Below are 22,492 nucleotides of genomic sequence, written 5' to 3'. Positions count from 1 at the left end.
GCGGGTTCGCCTTTCTGTTTGCCGTCTCAGGGCGCCGCGCGGCGGGCCGTGTTGGCGAGCTTCGCGTTCTTGTCGGGATCGACCCACCAGGTGTCGGTGAAGGCCAAGCCGTATTTGGGCGCAACCGCCGGATGGGAGAAACGGTTCCAATAGGCGACGCGCCGCACGTCGTCGTGCCATTGCGGGATGACGTACCAGCCCCACAGCAGCACGCGGTCGAGCGCGCGGGTCGCGGTGATCAGGCTCTCGCGGTCGGGGGCCTGGATCACGCGGTCGATCAGCGCGTCCACCACCGGGTCCTTGATGCCGGCCAGATTGCGGCTGCCCGGCTGGTCGGCGCGGGCGGACTGCCAGTAGTCGCGCTGCTCGTTGCCGGGCGAGGTCGATTGCAGGATGCGCTGGATGACCATGTCGAAGTCGTAGCGGTCGATCCGGTTCTGGTACTGGGCGGTGTCCACCACGCGGATGGCCGCCTCGATCCCGGCGCGCTCCAGGTTGCGGACGAAGGGCTGGACGATGCGGTCCATGTCCGGCTGCACCAGCAGGATCTCGAAGCGCATCGGCTCGCCGGTCTTCGCGTTCAGCAGCTTGTTGCCCTTCAGTTCCCACCCGGCCTCCTTGAGCAAGGACAGCGCCGTGCGCAGGTTCGGGCGGATGTTGCCGGACCCGTCGGTCTGCGGCGGCGCGAAGGGCTTGGTGAAGACCTCCTCCGGCACCTTGCCGCGGAAGGGCTCCAGCAGTTTCAGCTCCTCCGGCGAGGGCAGGCCGGTGGAGGCCAGTTCGGAGTTGGAGAAGAAGCTCCTGGTGCGCTGGAACAGCCCGTAGGACAGGTTGGCCCGCGTCCATTCGTAGTCGAACAGGTAATTCAGCGCCTCGCGCACCTTGCGGTCGGCGAAGACCGGGCGGCGGCTGTTGAACACGAAGGCCTGCATGCCCTGCGGGTCCTGGTGCTTGATCTCCTCGCGGACGATGTGGCCGTCGCGCACGGCGGGCACGTCGTAGCCGGTCACCCAGTTCTTCGACGAATGCTCCACCCGGAAATCGATGGCCCCGGCCTTGAAGGCTTCGAACACCACGTCGAGGTCGCGGTAATAGTCGAAGCGGATGCGGTCGAAGTTGTAGCGCCCGCGGTTGACCGGCAGGTCCTTGGCCCACCAGTCCGTCACCCGCTCGAAGACGAGCGAGCGGCCGGGCTGCACCTCGACGATCCGGTAGGGGCCGCTGCCGACGATGGGGTCCAGCGTCGTGCTGGCGAAATCGCGCACCCCGGAGCCGTTTCCTTCGAAGACGTGCTTGGGCAGCACCGGCAACTGGCCCATGATGACCGGAAGCTCGGGGTTGCCGCCGTCGCGGAAGGTGAAGGTGACCGCGCGCTCGCCCGTCTTCTCGGCCTTCACCACGTCGGCGTAGTAGGTGCGGTAGAGCGGGTGGCCCTTGTCGCGCAGCGTCTCGAAGCTCCACACAACGTCGTCGGCGGTCACCGGGGCGCCGTCGTGGAAGCGCGCCTGCGGGCGCAGCGTGAAGCGGACCCAGCTCCGGTCCTCGGCGACCGTGATGGTCTCGGCGAGCAGCCCATAGCGGGTCAGCACCTCGTCCCCGCTCTCCACCGTCAGCGTGTCGAAGGGCAGGCTGGCCCCGGCGGCGGTCGAGCCGCGCAGGATGAAGGGGTTCAGGCTGTCGAAGCTGCCGTAGGTCGCCAGCTTGATCTCGCCGCCCTTGGGGGCGTCGGGGTTGACGTAGTCGAAATGCTGGAAGTCCGGCCCGTATTTCGGCGTCCCATGGGCCGTGACGGCGTGCCCCCCGGTTTTCGGGGCGGCCCCCTGCGGGTTGGATTGGGCATGGGCCACGGCGAAGGGTTCCGCCAGATACAGGCACATGACCGCGGCCAGGATCGCTTTACCGGTCTTCCTCATGCCCCTCTCGGTCCTTTTGTTTCCGGTAAGGTAGGGGTCCGTCTATGGCACATTCAAGGCGGATGCGGGCTCGGCGGCGCCTAAGCTTGCACCGGGCTGGGGGGAGGGTGCGGCGATTTGCGCCTGAAGTGCGGCGGAAAGCTCGTCCACGACCCGCGTCAGCGTGTCCAGCTCCTCCAGGGAACGGGCGAACAGGGCCGGGGTCATCCGTTTCTCAAGTTCCGTGATCCCTTCGAACAAGTCGCGCCCGGTGTCGATAGCCAAAATGAATCGCTGCCCGTCGATGGCCAGCCGGGCTTGGCGGGCGCCTGCAAGGGAGGCAAGCCGCGCGGCCAGAGTTCGCAGTTCCGGTGGGAACCGGTGTTTGGCCTCCGCCAAATCGCCGTGAATCGGAGTCAGCACCGGCTCGGTGCCACGGGCGCCAAGGGTGAGCGTGCAGGACAGCGGCGGAACTCCCGGCTGCGGCAGGTCAATGCAGAGAAGCCAGCCGTGGAAGATCCGGACGGTTCCCGTCAGAAACCCCGCGAATGCGTAGAGGTCGACCTCATTGAACCAGAAATTCAAGCCTTGGCGGATGCCGGCGAAACCATCCTTAGCATGGGCGGAACGCGGCTTCAGATCACTGAAAAGCTGGCGCAACTGGTGCTGCTTGAGGCAACTGCCTGATGCGTGGATCAGATCGGCATGGCGGCAGATTGCCAGCACGAGCGAAATGATGATGCGCTTGCGGTGGTGACGGAACACAACGAACGGGACAGTGATGATGGCCAGCGCTATGGCGGCATGGAGCTTCCAGCCGGCGTAGCTGGCCCTCATCAGGAAGGGCAGCTTCATCAGGACAAGCAAAGTCCAGCCGGTCAGAGCGACGAAGACCAGCAGGATGAGAGCGGCGCGCGTTCTGGCGCGACGGCGCTTCAGCCGTTGCAGCAGGGGGCGGACCTCCCGGTCGAAGAGGTCTTCTGAATCAGAGGCTATCGAGGAGGGTGTCTCCGGGGTCATGGGACGGCGGCCCTCAGCCTTCCTTGCCCGGCTTTACCCACCACGCTTCGGGGAAGCCGCTGTTGCGGAAGCCCAGATCGTATTTCGGCGTCTTCTCCGGGAAGCCGAGCGTCGTGCGGTAGGCGATCCAGTTGTCCGGGTTGTACCAGTGCGGCACCATGTAGAAGCCCCACAGCAGCACGCGGTCGAGCGCGCGGGTCGCCGCCTGGACCGACGCCAGATCTTTCGCCGCCAGCGCCTTCTCGATCATCGCGTCGGCCGCCGGTTCCTTGATGCCGGCGTAGTTGGCCGATCCCCGGACGTCGGCGGCGGCGGAGCCGAAATAGCTGCGCAGCTCCGTTCCCGGCGGGGTGAAGAAGTTGAAGTTCGCCACCACCACGTCGAAGTCGAACTCGTCGGTGCGCGCCTGGAACTGGGCGGTGTCGACCACCCGCAGCACCGCGTCGATGCCCGCCTTGCGCAGCGCCTCCACATAGGGCTGGATCACGCGGGTCAACGCGCCGGTGCCGTCGAGGAATTCGATGCTCAGCACCTCGCCGGTCTTGGCGCTGGTCATCCGGCCGTTCTTCAGCTCCCAGCCGGCCTCGCGGAACAGGCGCATGGCCTCGCGCAGGTTGTTGCGGTTGTTGCCGCTGCCGTCGGTCTTGGGCGGTTCGAAGGGGGTGGTGAAGACGCGCTCCGGCAACTGGGCGCGGAAGGGCTCCAGCAGGGCCAGCTCCTCCGGCGTGGGCGGCCCCTTGGCGCCGAAGTCGGAGTTGGGGAAGTTGGATGTGGTGCGGAGATACTGGCCGTACAGGATGTTCTTCTGAATCCATTCGAAGTCGAACAGATAGCCCAGCGCCTCGCGCACCCGCGGGTCGGCGAACTTGGCGCGGCGGGTGTTCAGGCGGAAGCCCTGGGCGCCCAGCGGCAGGTCGCTCTTCACCTCCACGCGATTCACCCGGCCGTCCTTTGCCGCGGGGAAGTCGTAGCCGGTGGTCCAGCGCTGCGCCCGGTGCTCGGTGCGGAAGTCGTAGGCGCCGGCCTTGAAGGCCTCGAACATCACATCGTCGTCGCGGTAGTAATCGACCTTCACGCTGTCGAAATTGTAGAAGCCGCGCGCCGTCGGCAGGTCGCGGCCCCACCAGTCGGCCACCCGCTCGTAGGTGATGGAGCGGCCCGCATCGACGGCCTTGATGCGGTAGGGGCCGCTGCCCAGCACCGGCTCCAGCGTTGTCTTGGAGATGTCGCGCCCGTTGGCGGTCCACCAATGCTCGGGCTGGGGGGCGATGCTGGTGGCGAAGTCGATGATCGGCTTCATCTCCCCGGTGGTCTTCAGGGTGATCTTCAGCCGGTGCTCGTCCAGCGCCTCCACCGCGGCAACGCGGTCGAGGAAGGATTTCAGGAAGGGGTTGCCGTGCGCCTGGATGGAGTCCCAGGCGAAGACGACGTCGCCGGCGGTCACCGGCACGCCGTCGTGCCAGCGCGCCTCCCGGCGCAGGTGGAAGACGGCCCAGCTCTTGTCGTCGGGCAGCTCCACCGACTCCGCCAGCGCGCCGTAGGCGGCGTCCATCTCCCAGCCGGAACCGACCATCAGCGAGTCGGCGATCAGCCCCAGCGTGCGCGGGGTGACGCCGCGCAGGATGATCGGGTTCAGGCTGTCGAAGCTGCCCTGCGCGGCCAGGGTGATCGTACCGCCCTTGGGGGCCTCGGGGTTGGCGTGCGGGAAATGGGTGAAGCCCGGCTTGAACTCCGGCTCGCCGAACTGCTTCAGGGCGGGGACGGTGACCGTCTGCGCCTGGGCCCCGTTCGCCTGGACCGGTGCCATCAGCGCGGGGAGGGCCAGGAAGGCGGCCAAAACGGCGGTGGTCCGGGCGGCAGCGAGAACTCGGCGCATCGTCGGTCCTGACATGGTTGGCCTGAAGTGAGTGGGCGGATCAGCCCTAGCATGTACGCGCCTTGCGGCGCGTCAAGTCCGCGTACGCAACGGTATCTTACGCCCGTCCGCTGGCGCCGGCCCGTCCGGGGGCGCAAAAAAGGCGGAAATGCGGCAAGCCCGACGAGGTGGTGACATGTCGATGTTCCGGCGCACGAGCGCGGAGTTTCTCGGCACCTTCTGGCTGGTGTTCGGCGGCTGCGGCAGCGCCGTGCTGTCCGCCGCCTTCCCGGAGGTCGGGATCGGGCTGACCGGCGTGTCCCTGGCCTTCGGGCTGACGGTGCTGACCATGGCCTATTCGGTCGGCCACATCTCCGGCTGCCACCTGAACCCGGCGGTCACGGTGGGGCTGTGGGCGGGCGGGCGCTTTCCGGCCAAGGACATCCTGCCCTACGTCATCGCGCAGGTGGTCGGCGCCTTCCTGGCGGCGCTGGTGCTGTACGTCATCGCTACCGGCAAGGCCGACTGGTCGCTGGCCGCCAAGGGGCTGGCCGCCAACGGGTACGGGGAGCATTCGCCGGGCGCGTACAACCTCACCTCCGGCCTGCTGGCCGAGGTGGTGCTGACCTTCATGTTCCTGATCGTCATCCTGGGCTCCACCGACCGGCGGGCGCCCGCGGGCTTCGCGCCGCTGGCCATCGGTCTGGCGCTGACGCTGATCCACCTCATCAGCATCCCGGTCACCAACACGTCGGTGAACCCGGCGCGCAGCACGGGGCCGGCGCTGGTCGTCGGCGGCTGGGCGCTGCAGCAACTCTGGGCCTTCTGGGTGGCGCCGCTGGTCGGCGGGCTGCTCGGCGGGCTGGCATACCGCGCGCTGGCCGAGGAGATGCCGCCGAAGCCCGCCATCACCGGCGAGGCCCGGCCGTCCACCTGAGCCTGTGCCACCTGAGTCATTGCTGACCCTTTCCCTTCGGGTCCCTCCCGACTCAGCGGACCGTGCCCCTCCGGCGCGGTCCGTTTTTTATGGGGGTGTTCGCCTTCGCCCAGCGAAGGTCACGGCCTTGTCGCGGGAGCTTCGTGGGCGTCAACGGTTATTCTGGGCATCCGTTGACGCACAGGGAGTAGATCATGCGGCAGTTCGACCCCGATTCCAACCCGATGACCGACGAGGATTACGGGATCGTCCTCGGCCTGTTCATCGGCATCTACCTGGGGCTGCTGGCCGTCTCGCTGCTGCCCTGACCGGCGCGGGCCTTCCGCCAGTGGTCCGCCATGCGCTCCATGAGCTGGCGGTAGCGGCGGTCGGACCGCATCATCCGGCGCACCGCCTTGCCGTTGCGCGGGTCGGCGAGCATCCATTCCTCCGCGGCCATCTGGTGCTCCGGGTGGATGGACAGCATGTAGATCGCCGCCTGCTCCGGACCCGTAACGGCCTCTTCCTTCAAACCCTCCAGGATCGCCCCGACATAGAGCGGCAGGACGTTGCGGAAGTCCTCCGGCCCGGTGCCGTCCTGGCTGGAGGCGTCCTCCCCGGCGCCCATCAGGGCGCGGCGCTCCTCCGCCGGCAGGGCGAAGAAGGCGTCCAGCCCCAGCAGCAGGTCGCAGACCGTCTTCTTGCGGACCATCCAGTTGGCCCCGCCCGACACCCGGCCGGCCAGCGAGTGCAGGAAGGGGCGCAGCTTCTCCGGCGAGGTCTCGAAGACGGAGCGGGCGGGCGTGGCGATAATTGCCATGGACGTTGTCCTCCTGTCTCAGCCGGCCAGGGCGGCCAGCGTCTCGCGGTGGGTGCGGGCATCGCCCGCGGCGACCACGCGCCCGCTTGAGGTGGCGTCGAGCGGCCGGCCGTCCCAATCGGTCATCAGCCCGCCGGCCCCGGTCACCACCGGCACCAGCGCCGCGAAGTCGTAGAGCTTCAGCCCCGATTCGACGACGAGGTCGTAATAGCCCGCGGCCAGCAGGCCGTAGCTGTAGCAGTCGCCGCCATAGACCGACACCTTGGCCGCCCCCGCCACCCGGCGGAAGGCGTCCTGGTCCGCTCCGGGGAACAGGTCGGGCGAGGTGGTGCCCAGCGTCGCCGCGGCCAGCCCCCCGGCGCAGGCGCGCACGCCGGCCGGCTGGCCGTTGAACAGGGTGGGGCGGCCCTCGACGCCCAGCCAGCGGTCCCGGACGATGGGCTGGTCGATGACGCCGAGCACCGGGCGCCCGCGGTGCAGCAGGGCGATCAGCGTGCCGAAGATCGGGCGGCCGGTGATGAAGGACTTGGTGCCGTCGATGGGGTCGATCACCCACACCCACTCGGCGTCCAGGTTCTTCGTCCCGAACTCCTCGCCATAGATGCCGTCGTCGGGGCGCTCGGCCTCGATGATGGCGCGGATGGTCCGCTCCGCCTCGCGGTCGGCGATGGTGACGGGGGAGGCGTCGGCCTTGTCGTCCACCGCCACCGGCGTGCGGAAATACTGGCGGATGACCGGGCCGGAGGCGTCGGCCAGACGCTCCGCCAGGGTCACCAGGGGGGTGGGGCAGGGTTCGGTCATGGTCGCTCCGCCGGATCGTGCGTGGTTGGGACGAGGGCGGCATCCTAGTCGGGCGTTCCGTCGGCGCAAACCATCAATGAAGGAGGAGGGTTGCGCGGGACGCCGCTTCCCCGTTCCGCGGGCTTGTGGCAGCCTCTTCGCCATGCACGACCGCTCCTCCCCATCCGACCGCCCGAACGCCCGCCCGAACGCCTATGCCGGCATCCCGCTCGACCGCGCCGGTGTGCGCCGCAAGGACAAGGACTGGCTGAAAGACGCCTGGGCCTCGCCGAACGCGCGCCTGCTGCCCGTGGCGAAATCGCGCAACTTCGTGACCGGCGACGCCGACTCGGCCCGCGCGGTCGCCGTCGCCTGTGGTGGCGACTGGGGGGTGGAGCCGGTCTTCCTCGGCCTGCTCGACGGCGTTCCGCACTTCACTGTCGATCTGACCGGTCTGGAGGCGCCGGAGGAGCATCCGGCCCTGGCCGGGCTCGGCCGCTTCGAGGACCTGCGCGCCGTCGGGCCGGTGATGGAGGCGACGGAGGCCGGGCTGTGCGCCTACGCCCGCGGCATCACTTGGTGGAACGCCCGGCACCGCTTCTGCGGCGTCTGCGGCTCGGTCGCGGCGGGTGCCGAGGGCGGGCATGTGCGCGTCTGCACCAACCCGGACTGCGCCACCCACCATTTCCCGCGCACCGACCCGGCGGTGATCATGCTCGTCCATGACGGGGCCGGGCGCATGGTGCTGGGCCGCAACTCCCGCTTCCCGCCGGGCATGCATTCGGTTCTGGCCGGCTTCGTCGAGCCGGGCGAAAGCCTGGAGGACAGCGTCAAGCGCGAGGTGCTGGAGGAGGTGGGGCTGGAGGTCACCGACATCCGCTACCACTCGTCCCAGCCCTGGCCCTTCCCGTCCTCGCTGATGCTGGGCTTCAGCGCCCGGGCGGTGACTTTGGACATCCAGACGGACATGGAGGAGCTGGAGACGGCCCACTGGTTCGACCGCGAGTTTTTGCGGACCTTCACGCCCAGCGAGGACTTTCGCCTCGCCCGCCCCGACAGCATCGCCCGCCGCCTGATCGACGAGTGGATCGCCGAGGGGGAGTGAGGGAGACGGCGGGTCGCTTGCCCCCCCTAGCCCTCCCCCGCTTCGCAGGGGAGGGGATTAAGGTCCCTCTCCTGCGAAGCGGGGGAGGGAAGGGGCCCGCGGCGAAGCCGTGGGAAGGGTGGGGGCAAGTGGGCGGGTGCTCAATCCTCGCCGATGCGCTGGCTTTCCTGATAGCGGAAGGGGTTGGCGGGGTAGACGCCCAGGATCTTCACCTCGCCGGCGCGGGCGAAGAAGGCCAGCTCCTCCAGCGCCAGGCGCAGGGAGCGCTCCTCCGGATGGCCCTCGACGTCGGCGTAGAACTGGGTCTGGGTGAAGTGCCCGCCGACCATGTAGCTTTCCAGCTTCGTCATGTTGATGCCGTTGGTGGCGAAGCCGCCCAGCGCCTTGTAGAGGGCGGCCGGCACGCTGCGCACGCGGAAGACGAAGGTGGTGATGATCTTGGCCCCGGTCCCCTCGGCGGGCAGCGGCGGGGTCTTCGGTTCGCGGGACAGGATCAGGAAGCGGGTGGTGTTGTGCTCCGCGTCCTCGATGCCGCCCTTCAGGATGTCCAGCCCGTAGATGTCGGCGGCCAGCGAGGAGGCGATGGCGGCGTGCTGTGGGTCGCCCAGCTTGGCGATCTCGGCGGCGGCGCCCGCGGTGTCGGCGTGGGAGATCGCCGTCAGCCCCAGCTCCCGCGTCATGTTGCGGCACTGGGACAGCGCCTGGATGTGGCTGCGCACCGTCTTCAGCCCGGCCAGCGTCGCGCCCTTGGGGGCGAGGAGCTGGTGGTTCACCCGCTGGAAATGCTCGCCGATGATGTGCAGGCCGCCCTCGGGCAGCAGATGGTGGTTGTCGGCCACGCGCCCGGCGATGGAGTTCTCCACCGGGATCATGGCGAGCGCCGCGCGCCCCTCGCGCACGGCGGCGAAGGCGTCCTCGAACGTGGCGCAGGGCAGCGTCGTCATTTCCGGAAAGACCGTCCGGCAGGACAGGTCCGAATAGGCGCCGGGCAGGCCCTGGAAGGCGATCACGTTCGAGGTCGTCATCGGGAGGTCTTCTTTTAAAGGGAGGTGCGCTTGGCGAGGATCGCGCGGGCGCGCTCCAGGTCGGCGGGAGTATCGACGCCGAGCGGAACCGCGTCAACGACGGCGGCGTCGATGCGCATCCCGAAGGCCAGCGCGCGGAGCTGCTCCAGCCGTTCCCGCTGCTCCAGCGCCGAGGGCGGCAGGCGGACGTAGCGCTCCAGCGCGGCGCGGCGGTAGGCGTACAGCCCGATGTGGTGGAACAGCGGCCCGTCGCCCCACGGGGCGGTGGCGCGGCTGAAATACAGGGCGCGGCCGCGCCGGGCGCCGGGCGGCAGCTCCAGGACGGCCTTGACCACGTTGGGGTCGGTGCGCTCCTCCTCCCGCGTGATCTCGACCACCAGCGTGGCGATGTCCACCTGTGGGTCGGACAGCGGGGCGAAGGCGGCGCGCACCACCGCCGGCTCGATGGTCGGCAGGTCGCCCTGCACGTTGACCACCGCGTCGTACTTTCCCTCCGGGTCGAGCAGGCTGACCGCCTCGAAAATGCGGTCGGAGCCCGAGGGGTGGTCGGGCCTGGTCAGCACGGCGGTGCCGCCCGCCGCTTCCACCGCCGCGGCGATCTCCGGCTCGCCGCAGGCGACCACCACGGGGCCGATCTCCGCCTCCATGGCGCGGCGCCACACCTGCACGATCATCGGCGCGCCGCCGATGTCGGCCAGCGGCTTCCCCGGCAGGCGGGTGGAGGCCATGCGGGCGGGAATGACCACGATGGGATTGGACGGCGGCGGGTTCGGCGTCGTCTTGCTGTCTGCGTCTGCGTTCATGTCGGCGTTCATGATGGAACGGCCCCCTGTCGCGTCGGAAAGGTGGCGCGGGTGAACCATGGATCGCCCTTTGCGTCAAGCGGCGTCACTCCAATATTCAGGTGGCCAACAGTCGGGGAACCGATATTCCTGTGGCAAGGGAGGGGGCCGAAGCGGTGACAAGCCGCCGCGGTCACGCTATCGTGCGGCGGAGAACCAGCCAGCCCTGGCGACGGGCCCGCGGCACGACAAAAAAGGGGAACAAGACGTTATGAGCATGGAGTGGAACAAGATTTTCGGCGCCGTGCTGCTGGCGGGTCTGATCGCCATGCTGGCCGGCTTCGCCGCGGAAGTTCTGGTGCACCCGAAGACGCCTGAGAAGCCCGGCTATGTGGTGGCCATGCCGGAAGGCGCCGCTCCGGCCCCCAGCGGTGGCGCCGCCCCGTCCGGCCCCGCCGAGATCGCCCCGCTGCTCGCCAAGGCCGACGCCGCCGCCGGCCAGTCCGCCGCCAAGGCCTGCGCTGCCTGCCACAGCTTCGACAAGGGCGGCCCGAACAAGGTCGGCCCGAACCTCTACGGCATCGTCGGCGCCCCGCACGGCCATCTGGACGGCTTCGCCTATTCCGACGCCATCAAGGGCAAGGCCGGCCCCTGGAACTACGACGAGCTGAACCACTTCCTCTACGACCCGAAGGCCTACGCACCGGGCACCAAGATGACCTTCGCCGGCGTCAAGAAGGACCAGGAGCGGGCGAACATCATCGCCTATCTGCGCTCCCTGTCCGACAGCCCGGCGCCGCTGCCGCAGTAACGCGCGGCGGTCCCATCCGGGAAACAGGCAAAAGCCCCGCGTTCCGCCGGACGCGGGGCTTTTTCGTTCCGCGTCAAACGGAAAGCCCGCAGTTTGGTCTTGCATGGGGCGGCGTGATCGCCGATATAAGGCGCGGGAGGCTGGCGGCGGACGAGTCCCTCGCCAACCCGGTCAGGTCCGGAAGGAAGCAGCCGTAACGAGTTTCGGCTCGGGTCGTTCGTCCAGCCTCCCACCCTTCCCCATAAATTCCTGCAGCGAATTGAAACGGCGACAGCCCCGTGCCGTGACGCTATTCTGCGCTCCGTCGTGAAGCCGATTACCGGGCCAGCCGCGTGACCGATACCACCGTTGCCGATATGTCCTCTTCCGTTTCCGGGACGTCCGGGGGCCTCGCCTACCGGGTGCTGGCGCGGAAATACCGTCCGAAGAGCTTTGCCGAGCTGATCGGGCAGGACGCGCTCGTCCGCACCCTGACCAACGCCATCAATTCGGGCCGCATCGCCCAGGCCTTCATGCTGACCGGCGTGCGCGGCGTGGGCAAGACGACCACCGCCCGCATCATTGCCCGCGCGCTGAACTGCACCGGGCCGGACGGCACCGGCGGGCCGACCGTGACGCCCTGCGGCGTCTGCGACAATTGCCGCGCCATCGCCGAGGACCGCCACGTCGATGTGATGGAGATGGACGCCGCCAGCCACACCGGCGTGGACGACATCCGCGAGATCATCGACGGCGTGCGCTACGCCCCCGTCTCGGCGCGCTACAAGCTCTACATCATCGACGAGGTCCACATGCTCTCCAAGAGCGCGTTCAACGCGCTCCTGAAGACGCTGGAGGAACCGCCGGCCCATGTGAAGTTCGTCTTCGCCACCACCGAGATCCGCAAGGTGCCGGTGACGGTGCTCTCGCGCTGCCAGCGCTTCGACCTGCGGCGCGTCGACGCCCAGGTGCTGAAGGAGCACTTCACCCGCGTCACCGGCCTGGAGGGGGCGGGGATCGAGCCGGACGCCGCCGCGCTGATCGCGCGGGCCGCCGACGGGTCGGTGCGCGACGGGCTGTCGCTGCTCGACCAGGCCATCGCGCTGGCCGCCGGCACGGTGACCGCGCAGCAGGTGCGCGACATGCTGGGTCTGGCCGACCGCAGCAAGGTGATCGACCTGTTCGAGGCCGCCGTCTCGGCCAAGCCGGCGGAGGCGATGGACCTGCTGTCCGACCTGCACCGCGTCGGCGCCGATCCGGTGGTGATCCTCCAGGACCTTCTCGACCTCGTGCACAATCTGACGCGGCTGAAGGTCGTGCCGGACAGCGCCAACGACCCCGGCCTGCCGGAGGCGGAGCGCACCCGCGGCGCCGCCCTGTCGGCGAAGCTCGGCATGCCGGCGCTGACCCGCGCGTGGCAGCTCCTGCTGAAGGGGCTGGGCGAGGTGCAGGCGGCCCCGGTGCCGCAGCAGGCGCTGGAGATGGTCATCGTGCGGCTGTCCTACGCCGCCGACATGCCGACTCCGGGCGACCTGATCCGCCAGTTCCAGAATTTGCAGAACGGTGGCGGGCAGGGTGGTCAAGGCGGTGGCTCGGCCCCACGCGGTCCCGGTGGCGGGCCGGTGGCGGTGGGCGGCTCCGCCGTGCGCGCCGTCGCCCAGGCCCAGGCCCAGGCGCAGCCGAGCCCGCAGCCGGCTGTCCAGCCCGTGCCGGCCGTCGCCGTGGCGGACGAGGAGCGCGTGGCGATGCCGCGCGACTTCCGCACGCTGGTCCAGGTCTTCGCGGAGAAGCGCGAGGGCGCGCTCTACGGCCACCTGACCGGCAGCGTCCATCTGGTGCGCATGGAGCCGGGGCGGCTGGAACTGCGGCTGACGACCCTGGCTCCGGCGACCCTGCCGAATCGCGTCGGCCAACTGTTGACGGAATGGACCGGCCAGCGCTGGGTCGTCATCGTCTCGGACGCGCCGGGCGAGCCGACGCTGATCCAGCAGGAGCAGGCCGCCCAGAGGCGCGCGCTGGAGGAGGCGGAGGCGCATCCGGTGGTGCGCGCCGTTCTGGACGCCTTCCCCGGCGCGAAGATCACCGATGTCCGCGATCTCAAGGCGGCGGTCGAGGCCGAGCCCCAGGTTGCGGATGACGGGGAGAATCCCGACCTTATGGTCATGCAGCAGGACGACGGGGTTTATTACCCGCTCGACGATGAAGGAGATTTCTGACCCATGAAGAACCTCGGCCAGATGATGAAGCAGGCCCAGCAGATGCAGGCCAAGATGCAGGAGATGCAGGCCCGCTTGGGCGAGGTCGAGATGACCGGCCAGTCGGGCGCCGGCATGGTCAACGTGACGGTCAACGGCAAGGGCGAGATGAAGAAGATCAAGCTCGACAAGTCGATCGTCGATCCGGAGGACATCGAGGTCCTGGAAGACCTGATCATCGCCGCCTTCAACGACGCCAAGGCCAAGGTGGAGCAGCACGTAGCCAACGAGACCCAGAACCTGATGGGCGGGATGAAGCTGCCGCCGGGCATGAAGCTGCCGTTCTAAAGCGTTTGCGGCCGGGCCGAACGCACGGCCCGGCCACCCTTTGAAAACAACGAAGCCGTGAATGATCGGACCTGAAATCGAGCGCCTGATCCAGCTCCTGTCCAAGCTGCCGGGGCTGGGGCCGCGGTCGGCGCGGCGGGCGGCGCTGCACCTCATGAAGCGCCGCGACAGCCTGCTGGTGCCGCTGTCCGAATCCATGGCGCTCGCCGCGGAGGCCATCCGCAACTGCTCGGTCTGCGGCAACCTCGACAGCCGCGACCCCTGCTCCGTCTGTTCCGACCACAGCCGCGACCGCTCGACCATCTGCGTGGTGGAGGATGCCGGCGACCTCTGGGCGCTGGAGCGCACGCGCGCCTTCCGCGGCACCTACCATGTGCTGGGCGGCACGCTGTCGGCTCTGCAGGGGGTGGGGCCGGACGATCTGAACATTCCTTCCCTGGTGGAACGCGCAAAGGACCCGGCGGTGACCGAGGTGATCCTGGCGCTGAACGCCACGGTGGACGGCCAGACCACCGCCCATGTGGTGACCGACCGCCTGTCCGGCAGCGGGGTTTCCGTGTCCCGTCTGGCCCACGGCGTGCCGGTGGGCGGGGAGTTGGACTATCTGGACGACGGGACGCTGACCGCGGCGCTGAAGGCGCGGCGGCCTTTGTAACGTGTTAGGGAGGGGAGGTCCTTGCCCCCACCCTAACCCTCCCCCGCTTCGCCGCGGGCCCCTTCCCTCTCCCGCGCAGCGGGGGAGGGAAGGGGCCCGCGGCGAAGCCGTGGGAAGGGTGGGGGCCCATCTCGACCGCCCACCCATTCCCCCAAACCCTTACTTCTTCTTCAGCGCGGCGACGCCCGGCAGATCCTTGCCTTCCAGCCACTCCAGGAAGGCGCCGCCGGCGGCGGAGATGTAGGTGAACTTCTCATCCACGCCGGCATGGGCCAGCGCCGACACGGTGTCGCCGCCGCCGGCCACCGACAGCAGGCCGCCTTCCGACGTGCGCTCGGCGACGAGGCCGGCGACGGCGTTGGTGCCGGCGTCGAAGGGCTGGATCTCGAAGGCGCCCAGCGGACCGTTCCACACCACCGTCTTGGCGCCCTGGAGCTTCAGGCCGAGGAACTCGACCGTCTTGGGGCCGACGTCGAGCGCCATCTCGTCGGCGCCGATGCCGTCCGCCGGGACGGCGCGGTTGGCCGCACCGGCCTTGAACTCCTTGGCGACGATGAAGTCCTTGGGCAGCAGAAGCTCGCAATTGGCGGCCTTGGCGGTCTCCATGATGGCGCGGGCCTGATCGGCCATGTCCTTCTCGCAGAGCGAGGCCCCGACATCCACGCCCTGGGCGTAGAGGAAGGTGTTCGCCATGCCGCCGCCCAGCGCCAGCATGTCGACCTTCTTCACGAGGTTGCCGAGCAGGTCCAGCTTGGTGGAGATCTTGGCGCCGCCGACGACGGCGGCCACCGGGCGCTCCGGCTTCTCCAGCGCCTTGGTCAGCGCCTCAAGCTCGGCCTGCATCAGGCGGCCGGCGGCGGCCGGCAGATGCTGGGCGACGCCCTCGGTCGAGGCGTGGGCGCGGTGCGCGGCGGAGAAGGCGTCGTTGACGTAGAGGTCGCCGAGTTCGGCGATCCGCTTGGCGAAGGCCGGATCGTTCTTTTCCTCTTCCGCGTGGAAGCGGGTGTTCTCCAGCAGCACGATGGCGCCCGGCTGCACGCCGTCGATGGCGGCCTTGGCCTTCTCGCCGACGCAATCCTCACCGAAGGCGACGGTCTGGCCGACGGCGGCGCTCAGCGCGTCCAGCACGTTGCGCAGCGAGTTCTTGGCGTCCGGGCCGTTCTTCGGACGGCCGAAGTGCGACAGAACCACGACCTTCGCACCCTTCTTCGCCAGCTCGGTCAGAGTCGGCGCCAGACGGTCGATGCGGGTCGTGTCGGAGACCTTGCCGTCCTGCATCGGGACGTTGAGGTCGGCACGCACCAGCACCGTCTTGCCGTTCACGTCGAGGTCGTCGATGGTGTTGAACTCGGTCATGGCTGCTGTTTCCCACGGGTTGAACTTTTGCCGGGCAATCCAGCACAGGGGCGCCCGCTTTGCAACGGCCCGCGTGGGCGACCGGTTGCCCCATGCGGCGAAAAGACAGGGCTCTGGGCGGGCGGGACCGCCGATCCCATTTCTATGGTCATGAACAGGATCACCCCGCCGTCCTCCGCCCGGCCGGTCCCCCGGCTGGCCCCCCGGCTGGCTTACGCGGCCAGCCAGTCCGCCCGCGTCGCCTGGTTCCTCGGCCAGTACATGATGGCCGCGCGGATCGGCCGCCGGATCACCGGACCGCCGCGGACCACCCCTCCCGGCGGGCGTCCGGTGCCCGGCACCCGCGCGATCCTGGAGGAGCTGCGCGCCCTGCTGGCCCGCGACCTCGCCAACATCGAGGCGGGCTACTACCGCCTGCCGCACGACCTGATGCCCGACCCGCGCCGGCTGCTGACCGACGCCGCCGCCTTCTTCCGCGACGTGCCCGAGGTGTCGCGCCGCCGCCGCGACCACGCCGCGGTGGAGGTGCGGGCCAACCCGCCGCCCGGCAGCGGGGGGCTGCCCGCCTACTACCGCCAGAACTTCCATTACCAGACCGGCGGCTATCTGACGGAGGAGAGCGCCCGTCTCTACGACCATCAGGTGGAGGTGCTGTTCGGCGGAGGGGCCGACGCCATGCGCCGTCAGGTCCTGGTGCCGATCTTCGAATATATGAGAACGCGCCGCAGCGCGGATTGCCGCCTGCTTGACGTGGCCGCCGGGACGGGGCGCTTCCTGACCTTCGTTAAGGACAACCACCCGCGCCTGCCGGTGACCGCGCTCGACCTCTCTCCGGCCTATCTGCGTGAGGCGCGGCGCAACCTCGCCCCCTGGGCGCGCAGCAGCGCGCTGGTCCAGGCGGCGGCGGAGGCGATCCCGCTGGCCAGCGGGTCGCAGGACATCGTGACCTGCATCTACCTGTTCCACGAGTTGCCGCCGAAGATCCGCGCCCAGGCCGCCGCCGAGATGGCCCGCGTGCTGAAGCCGGGCGGCATCCTGGTCTTCATGGACAGCGTGCAGTATGGCGACAACCCGATGATGGACGGGCTGATCGACCGCTTCCCGCAGTCCTTCCACGAGCCCTTCTACGCCCATTACGCCCGCGACGACCTGCCCGCCCTGTTCGCCGCCGCCGGGCTGCGCCTGCGTGAGACGTCGCTGGCATACATGTCCAAGCTCCTGGTGCTGGAAAAGACGGGCCCCTGATTGCGGGGACTGCAACAAAAGCGTCATGGTTCTGTAACTTGACCGTGGCTGGGGCCTGTGCAAAACGGGGACCCACCGGAAACGACGGGGCACGAATGGTGGTCGAAGCGGAGTCCAACCGGGAAACCGAGCTGAAGCTGGCCGTCAGGGCCGAAGACATGGCGAAGCTCCGGTCCTGCCCGGCGGTCGCATCCCGCGCCAAGGGAAAAGCCGGCACCAAGACCCTGGAAAGCACCTATTACGACACCGCCGACCGGCGTCTGGCCGGGCGGCTGGTGACGTTGCGCGTGCGCAAGGTCGGCAACCAGTATCTCCAGACCGTGAAGGGCGCGCCGGAGAGCGGCGAGCTTGGCCGGGCGGAGTGGGAGCATCCGGTCGCCGGACCGGCTCCCGACCTGTCGGCCATCGAGTCGGCGGAGGCGCTGGACCTGCTGGGCTCGATCAGCGCGGCGGAACTGCAGCCGCTCTTCACCACGCTCATCCAGCGCACCGTCCGCGTGGTGACGATGGGCGAGGGCGAGACCGCCAGCCGCATCGAGGTCGCCTTCGACAGCGGCGAGATCCGCGGCCCGGACGGCGCCTCCATCCCCGTGTCGGAAGTGGAACTGGAGCTTCTCGAAGGCTCCGCCGCCGCCCTCTACGATCTGGCGCTGGAGCTGGCCCAGGCCGCCCCGCTGCGGCTCGACCCGCGGACCAAGGCGGAGCGCGGCTACGCCCTGGCCGACGGGACGGTGGACAGGGTGGTCAAGGCGGGCAAGCTGGAGCTTGACGCCGACACCACGGTGGAAGGCGCGCTGGCCCGCATCCTGCGCTCCTGCATCGGCCACATGCTGGCGAACGAGGCCGTCACCCTGATCGGCGAGGATGCGGAGGGCGTCCATCAGATGCGCGTGGCGCTGCGCCGCCTGCGCTCGGCACTCGCCCTGTTCAAGCACTTCATCCCCGCCGAGTCCTACGCTTGGCTGGTCGGCGAGGTGAAGTGGCTGGGTGGCAGCCTCGGCCCGGCGCGCGACTGGGACGTCTTCCTGGCCGAGCTGCTGGAGCCGGTGAAGGAGTCCTTCCACCGCGCCGATGGCCATGGCAAGCCGCTCCAGGAGGACATCGACGCGCTCGCCGCCGCGGCGCGCGCCCGCCGCGACCGCGCCTATGAGGGGGTGCGCGAGGCCATCCGGTCGGAGCGCTACACCACCTTCCTGCTGAAGTTCGGCGCCTGGGTCGAATCGCGCGGCTGGCGCGACCAGCCGGTCAGCGAGCATTCCGCCCGGCTGTTCGACCCGGTGGAGGATCTGGCCGACCATCTGCTGTCGCGCCGTGCCAAGAAGGCCCGCCGCGCCGGCCACGGCTTCGCGAGCCTGTCGGTGACCGAGCGGCACGAGCTGCGCATCGCCCTGAAGAAGCTGCGCTACGCGGCGGAGTTCTTCCGCAGCCTTTACGACGACAAGCCGGCCCGCCGCTACATCCAGGACCTGTCGGCCTTCCAGGACGCGCTGGGCCACCTGAACGACGTGGCGACGGCGACCCGCCTGCTGCACGAGCTGCACGACGACGGCAGCCGCCCCGAGCCGGGTGAGCCGCGCGCCGCCGGCATCGTCATCGGCTGGCACGCCCGCGGCGTGGCGGAGTCCGAACCGGCGCTCCGCGACCTGTGGAAGGAGTTTGCCGACGCGAAAGCCTTCTGGTCAAAGCCCGACCGGGAGGGGTAATCTTCCCGCCCATGCGGACCATCCTCGTCGCCAACATCAAGGGCGGTTGCGGTAAGACCACGATCGCCACCCACCTCGCCGCGGCCTGCGCCGCCGCGGGTCACAGCACGGCGCTGGCCGACGTGGACCGCCAGCGCTCCTCGCTCGGCTGGCTGGCCCGCCGCCCGGCCACGGCCTCCGCCCTGGTGGGGCTGGACTGGGCAAAGGACCTGTCCGACGCGCCGAAGGGCATCCAGCGCCTCGTCATCGACGCGCCGGCCGCGCTGAAGACCAAGCAGATCGAGGATTTGGTGCGGATGGCCGACGTCGTCGTGCTGCCGGTGCTGCCCAGCGCCTTCGACGAGCAGGCGACGCAGCGCTTCCTCGGCAAGCTGGAGGAGCTGAAGTCGATCGCCAAGAACCGCAAGTCGGTGGCGGTGGTCGGCAACCGCCTGCGCGCCCGCACCAAGGCGGCGGACCGGCTGGACCAGTTCCTCGGCGGGGTCGGGCACAGCGTGGTGACGCGCCTGCGCGACAGCCAGATCTACGCCGACGCCGCGGCCTCCGGCCTCAGCCTGTTCGACCTGACCGGCAAGCGCGCCGCCGAGCACCGCGCCGACTGGGAACCGCTGCTGGCCTACATCGAGAAGGCGTGATCCAGCTCCCTCTCCCGCCCCGGGAGAGGGTGCCCGCGGAGCGGGCGGGTGAGGGTCGCACGAGGATCAAGGCGCTGCTTCTTGGCCGTACCCTCACCCTTCCCGCGCTCCGCGCGGGCCCCTTCCCTCTCCCGAGGCGGGAGAGGGACTTTTCCATGATCACCGTCCGACCGGAATGGCGACGGCGAAGCGGGTTCCCGGATCGAGGCGTTCGGCGTCCACCGTGGCGTTGATCTGCCGGACGGTGTTGACCAGCAACCGCATGCCGAGGCTCTTCGTCGGCGCCGTTAGGTCGAAGCCGGCGGGAAGCCCGACTCCCCGGTCCGTCACCTCCAGCACCATCGCGTCCTCGCCGTCCCGGCGCAGGGTCACGCGGATCGGCCCGCCGCGGTCGCCGGGATAGGCGTATTTCAGGGCGTTGGTGACCAGTTCGTTGACCACCAGCCCGATGGGGACGGCCTGATCGGTGGGCACGATCACCCGGTCGCCGGTGAAGCTCAACTCGTGGCCCGGCGCGGTTTCCTGGAGCTTCCGGCAGAGGCCGTGCAGGAAGCCGGACATGTCGATGAAACTCGCGTCGTACTGCCGCCACAGATGGTCGTGCACCCCGGCGATGGTCAGGACGCGGCTGTAGGCGTCCATCAGGACGTTGCGGGCGTCGTCGTTGTCCGACGCGCGCGCCTGGAGCGAGAGCTGCGCCGCCACCAGCGCCAGACTGTTCTTCACCCGGTGGCTGACCTCCTGGGTCAGCAATCGCTGGCGCTCCTGCGCCTCGCGCTGCTCGTTGATGTCGGTGCTGGTGCCGAACCAGCGGGTGATGGTGCCGGCGGTCTCGTCGCGGATGGGCACGGCGCGGAACAGGTGCCAGCGGTACACGCCATCGCGGCGGCGCAGCGGCGCTGTGTATTCCCAGGACCGGCCCTCCGCCCGCGCGGCGGTGACGGCTTCCAGCATCGGGTCGGCATGGTCGGGATGGATGACCGTCCACCAGCCGTCGTTCTGCATCTGCTCCATTGAGGTGCCGGTGAAGTCGAACCAGCGCTGGTTGTACCAGATGCTGTAGTCGGCGGGGTCGCGCATCCAGGCGAGCTGAGGGATGGCGTTGGCCATGGTGCGGAAATTGGTTTCGCTCTCGCGCAGGGCGGCCTCGGCGCGGACACGGTTGTCGATGTCCGTCGCGGCCCCGATCCAGGCGATCAGGCGACCGTGCAGATGGACGGGGGACACCCGCCCGATGTGCCAGCGGTGCAGCCCGTCGCTCCGCCGCAGCAGCCGGACCTGGACGTCGTAGGGCTGGCCCAGGGGAACCGCCCGGCCACGCACCTCGTCCAGACGCGGGCGGTCGGCGGGGTGGACGGCCTCCCGCCAGTTCAACATGTCCTCGGCGCTGCTTTGTCCGGTGTAGTCGCGCCATTCACGGTTGAAGAACTCGACCGTTCCGTCGGGACGGGCGATCCACATCTTGCGCGGCGCGTTTTCGATGAAGGCGCGCAGGCGCTCCTCGCTCTCGTCGCGCCATCCTTCCGGCTGTTCCTGCGTGCCCATGAACCGGAAGCCCCGATGGTTGCACCACGATCACGCACTAGGATCACGCAGTCATCTGGACCGTGGGGTGGGGCGGTCAAGCGCGCGGTCGGCGCTGGGCGCCGTTACACTCTGTAACGTTCGGCGGCGGTGCGGGACATCAAGCGGTTACAATCCGGCCCCACTTTGGCCGCATTCCGTTCAACCCGCGAGCCGTCCTCCATGCCCTCCCTCACCTCCACCATCACTCGGCAGATCGTCACGCCGGTGACCATCGTCCTGTTCGTCGTCTCCACGGTGACGGGAATCATGCTGCTGCTGCACTGGAACGGCAATCTGGTGCGCTTCTCCCACGAATGGCTCAGCGTCGGCTTCTCGGTCATCGGCCTGTGGCATCTGGCGCGCAACTGGACGGCCTTCCTCCAGTATTTCAAGCGCAACGTGGCCCTGTCGGCCTTCGTGGTCAGCGTCGTTGGCTCGCTGGTCTTCACGGCGATGACCGGGACTCCGGCCTCCACCGGCGGCCCCGGCGCGATGATGCGGGCGGTGGCGAACGCCCCGCTGGCGACGGTGGCGCCGGTCTTCGGTTTGGACCCCGACAAGGCCATCCAGGCGCTCAAGGCCGCCAACATCGAGGCGCAGCCCGGCGAGTCGCTGTCGGCCATCGGCACCCGCGCCGGGATGAACGCGGTCGGCGTGGCGAACATCCTCACCGCCGCCAAGCAGCCGAAGCCAGCTTCAAATGGGCCAGCATCGTAACGTCGTGGAAGCGCCCGCCTACACCCGCGCCACCAGGAACAGCCGCTTGAAGGGAAACAGCGTGCGGCCGTCGGGGCGCCGGGGATAGGCAGCGTTCAGCCGGGCGCGGTAGGCCGCCAGGAAGGCGTCCAGTTCCGCGCCCGCCAGCGTGTCGAGGACGGGCAGCAGCGTCGTGCCGCGCGTCCATTCCAGGACCGGATCGTCGCCCTCCAGAACCTGGAGATACTCGGTCTCCCAGAGGTCCAGGCGCCGGGTGAGCGGGGCGAGCCAGTCGTAATAGACCTCGGGCGCGTGCACCGGGGCGGTGCGCAGGACCGGCGCCAGCCGCTCGGCCCACGGGCCGTCCGCCGCCGTCTCATACAGCAGGCGGTGCGAGGGCGCGTCGAAGTTGCGGGGCATCTGCACGGCCAGCACCCCGCCGGGGGCCAGCGCCCGCAGCAGGTCGGGGAACAACCGCTCGTGCCCGTCCAGCCATTGCAGGGCGGCGTTGGAGATCAGCAGATCGACCGGCCGGTCGGGGCGCCAGACCCTCAGGTCGGCCTGGAGCCAGCGCACGCCGGACGGCGTGGTCCGCGCGCGCTCCAGCATGGCGGGGGAATTGTCCACCCCCAGAACCTCGGCCTCCGGCCAGCGCTCCGCCAGCCGGCGGGCGAGCTGCCCGGCCCCGCAGCCGAGATCGACCACCGTCCGCGGGGTCAGGGAGGGCAGGGCCGCCACGAGGTCGTGGGCCGGGCGGCGGCGCCAGGACTCGAACCGTGCGTATTGTTCGGGGTCCCACGGCATGCCCGGCCTCCACCGGTTGAAGGGGGGTTGGGGGTTATTCCTGCTCGCGCCGGCGGGTGATCTGCTCGTCCATCTGGTTGTAGTGCTTCGTGACCATCATGAAGATCGTCCCGATGCAGCCGATGGCCAGCAGCCAGCCGCCGTAATAGAACGCCGAATCCGACGCGCGCGATGCCGCCAGCAGGCCGATGAACGCCATGAAGCCCAGGACACCCCCGGTGATCCACTTGCCCGTGCCTTCCAAAGTCCCGTTCCCTTCCTTCGCTGCCGGTCCCGCGCGGGGCGTCCGCCCGGCGGGGTGCCG

General features: G+C 69.5%; 21 protein-coding genes and 1 other RNA gene. 11 read left to right on the top strand and 11 right to left on the bottom strand.

What is annotated here, in order from left to right:
• Positions 1-26 precede the first annotated feature (26 nt).
• The 3 genes from D3869_RS05570 to D3869_RS05560 are packed head-to-tail and all read right to left on the bottom strand — an operon-like array spanning position 27 to position 4,788.
• Positions 27-1,913, bottom strand: a complete 1,887-nt coding sequence (locus D3869_RS05570) for an extracellular solute-binding protein (RefSeq protein WP_137139255.1) — start codon at positions 1,911-1,913, stop codon at positions 27-29.
• 42 nt (positions 1,914-1,955) lie between these two features.
• Positions 1,956-2,912 carry a hypothetical protein gene (locus D3869_RS05565; RefSeq protein WP_137139254.1) on the bottom strand — a complete coding sequence of 319 codons (957 nt, stop codon included), beginning with the start codon at positions 2,910-2,912 and terminating at the stop codon, positions 1,956-1,958.
• A gap of 13 nt (positions 2,913-2,925) precedes the next feature.
• Positions 2,926-4,788, bottom strand: a complete 1,863-nt coding sequence (locus tag D3869_RS05560) for an extracellular solute-binding protein (protein WP_137139253.1) — start codon at positions 4,786-4,788, stop codon at positions 2,926-2,928.
• Between the two features lie 175 nt (positions 4,789-4,963).
• Between D3869_RS05560 and aqpZ the strand changes: the two genes are divergently transcribed.
• Positions 4,964-5,704: an aquaporin Z gene (gene aqpZ / locus D3869_RS05555; protein WP_137139252.1), complete on the top strand. Its 741-nt coding sequence runs from the start codon at positions 4,964-4,966 to the stop codon at positions 5,702-5,704.
• A 271-nt stretch (positions 5,705-5,975) separates the two neighbouring features.
• Here aqpZ and D3869_RS05550 read toward each other — a convergent pair whose 3' ends face one another.
• On the bottom strand, positions 5,976-6,503 hold the full coding sequence (locus D3869_RS05550) for a hypothetical protein (protein WP_137139251.1): 528 nt from the start codon (positions 6,501-6,503) through the stop codon (positions 5,976-5,978).
• A gap of 18 nt (positions 6,504-6,521) precedes the next feature.
• Entirely contained in the window at positions 6,522-7,304 is a 783-nt protein-coding gene (gene hisN, locus D3869_RS05545; RefSeq protein ID WP_137139250.1) for a histidinol-phosphatase, read from the bottom strand.
• 142 nt (positions 7,305-7,446) lie between these two features.
• Here hisN and nudC point away from each other — a divergent pair, with 142 nt between their 5' ends.
• Positions 7,447-8,388 carry an NAD(+) diphosphatase gene (gene nudC / locus D3869_RS05540; RefSeq protein ID WP_137139249.1) on the top strand — a complete coding sequence of 314 codons (942 nt, stop codon included), beginning with the start codon at positions 7,447-7,449 and terminating at the stop codon, positions 8,386-8,388.
• 140 nt (positions 8,389-8,528) lie between these two features.
• Here the strand turns inward: nudC and D3869_RS05535 are convergent, their stop codons facing one another.
• Positions 8,529-9,413: a prephenate dehydratase gene (locus tag D3869_RS05535; protein WP_035671375.1), complete on the bottom strand. Its 885-nt coding sequence runs from the start codon at positions 9,411-9,413 to the stop codon at positions 8,529-8,531.
• 14 nt (positions 9,414-9,427) lie between these two features.
• The gene (locus D3869_RS05530) at positions 9,428-10,216 is read right to left on the bottom strand and encodes a 3-deoxy-manno-octulosonate cytidylyltransferase (RefSeq protein WP_137139248.1); all 789 of its coding nucleotides are present in this window, start codon (positions 10,214-10,216) and stop codon (positions 9,428-9,430) included.
• Between the two features lie 250 nt (positions 10,217-10,466).
• On the opposite strand from D3869_RS05530, the gene D3869_RS05525 reads away from it, so the two are divergent.
• The 5 genes from D3869_RS05525 to recR all read left to right on the top strand — a co-directional run bounded on the left by D3869_RS05525 (position 10,467) and on the right by recR (position 14,183).
• Positions 10,467-11,006 carry a c-type cytochrome gene (locus D3869_RS05525; RefSeq protein ID WP_137103483.1) on the top strand — a complete coding sequence of 180 codons (540 nt, stop codon included), beginning with the start codon at positions 10,467-10,469 and terminating at the stop codon, positions 11,004-11,006.
• A 135-nt stretch (positions 11,007-11,141) separates the two neighbouring features.
• Positions 11,142-11,239, top strand: an RNA gene (gene ffs / locus D3869_RS05520) — signal recognition particle sRNA small type.
• A gap of 99 nt (positions 11,240-11,338) precedes the next feature.
• Entirely contained in the window at positions 11,339-13,201 is a 1,863-nt protein-coding gene (locus D3869_RS05515; protein ID WP_137139247.1) for a DNA polymerase III subunit gamma/tau, read from the top strand.
• A 3-nt stretch (positions 13,202-13,204) separates the two neighbouring features.
• Complete coding sequence (locus tag D3869_RS05510) at positions 13,205-13,528, top strand: YbaB/EbfC family nucleoid-associated protein (protein WP_014239409.1); 324 nt, start codon at positions 13,205-13,207, stop codon at positions 13,526-13,528.
• A 61-nt stretch (positions 13,529-13,589) separates the two neighbouring features.
• Positions 13,590-14,183: a recombination mediator RecR gene (recR, locus tag D3869_RS05505; RefSeq protein ID WP_094301833.1), complete on the top strand. Its 594-nt coding sequence runs from the start codon at positions 13,590-13,592 to the stop codon at positions 14,181-14,183.
• A gap of 159 nt (positions 14,184-14,342) precedes the next feature.
• On the opposite strand, the gene D3869_RS05500 is transcribed toward recR, so the two are convergent.
• Positions 14,343-15,539 carry a phosphoglycerate kinase gene (locus tag D3869_RS05500; protein ID WP_137139246.1) on the bottom strand — a complete coding sequence of 399 codons (1,197 nt, stop codon included), beginning with the start codon at positions 15,537-15,539 and terminating at the stop codon, positions 14,343-14,345.
• Between the two features lie 150 nt (positions 15,540-15,689).
• Between D3869_RS05500 and D3869_RS05495 the strand changes: the two genes are divergently transcribed.
• The 3 genes from D3869_RS05495 (at position 15,690) to D3869_RS05485 (ending at position 19,122) form a co-directional block, all read left to right on the top strand.
• The gene (locus tag D3869_RS05495) at positions 15,690-16,784 is read left to right on the top strand and encodes a class I SAM-dependent methyltransferase (protein WP_137115033.1); all 1,095 of its coding nucleotides are present in this window, start codon (positions 15,690-15,692) and stop codon (positions 16,782-16,784) included.
• Between the two features lie 95 nt (positions 16,785-16,879).
• Positions 16,880-18,487: a CYTH and CHAD domain-containing protein gene (locus tag D3869_RS05490; RefSeq protein ID WP_137139245.1), complete on the top strand. Its 1,608-nt coding sequence runs from the start codon at positions 16,880-16,882 to the stop codon at positions 18,485-18,487.
• An 11-nt stretch (positions 18,488-18,498) separates the two neighbouring features.
• Complete coding sequence (locus D3869_RS05485) at positions 18,499-19,122, top strand: ParA family protein (RefSeq protein ID WP_014239415.1); 624 nt, start codon at positions 18,499-18,501, stop codon at positions 19,120-19,122.
• A gap of 159 nt (positions 19,123-19,281) precedes the next feature.
• Here D3869_RS05485 and D3869_RS05475 read toward each other — a convergent pair whose 3' ends face one another.
• Positions 19,282-20,667 (bottom strand): sensor histidine kinase, encoded by a 1,386-nt coding sequence (locus D3869_RS05475; protein WP_137139244.1) that lies wholly within the window; start codon positions 20,665-20,667, stop codon positions 19,282-19,284.
• Positions 20,668-20,868: 201 nt separating this feature from the next.
• On the opposite strand from D3869_RS05475, the gene D3869_RS05470 reads away from it, so the two are divergent.
• Positions 20,869-21,405, top strand: a complete 537-nt coding sequence (locus D3869_RS05470; RefSeq protein WP_137139243.1) for a DUF4405 domain-containing protein — start codon at positions 20,869-20,871, stop codon at positions 21,403-21,405.
• Positions 21,406-21,423: 18 nt separating this feature from the next.
• Here the strand turns inward: D3869_RS05470 and D3869_RS05465 are convergent, their stop codons facing one another.
• Positions 21,424-22,188: a methyltransferase domain-containing protein gene (locus D3869_RS05465; RefSeq protein ID WP_137139242.1), complete on the bottom strand. Its 765-nt coding sequence runs from the start codon at positions 22,186-22,188 to the stop codon at positions 21,424-21,426.
• 34 nt (positions 22,189-22,222) lie between these two features.
• Positions 22,223-22,432, bottom strand: coding sequence for a hypothetical protein (locus D3869_RS05460; protein ID WP_137139241.1), 210 nt, complete (start codon positions 22,430-22,432; stop codon positions 22,223-22,225).
• Positions 22,433-22,492: the final 60 nt, after the last annotated feature.

It is taken from the genome of Azospirillum brasilense (genome assembly GCF_005222205.1).
In the GTDB taxonomy this organism is placed as follows: Bacteria; Pseudomonadota; Alphaproteobacteria; order Azospirillales; family Azospirillaceae; genus Azospirillum; species Azospirillum brasilense_G.
This window is presented reverse-complemented; position numbering and strand designations above follow the sequence as displayed.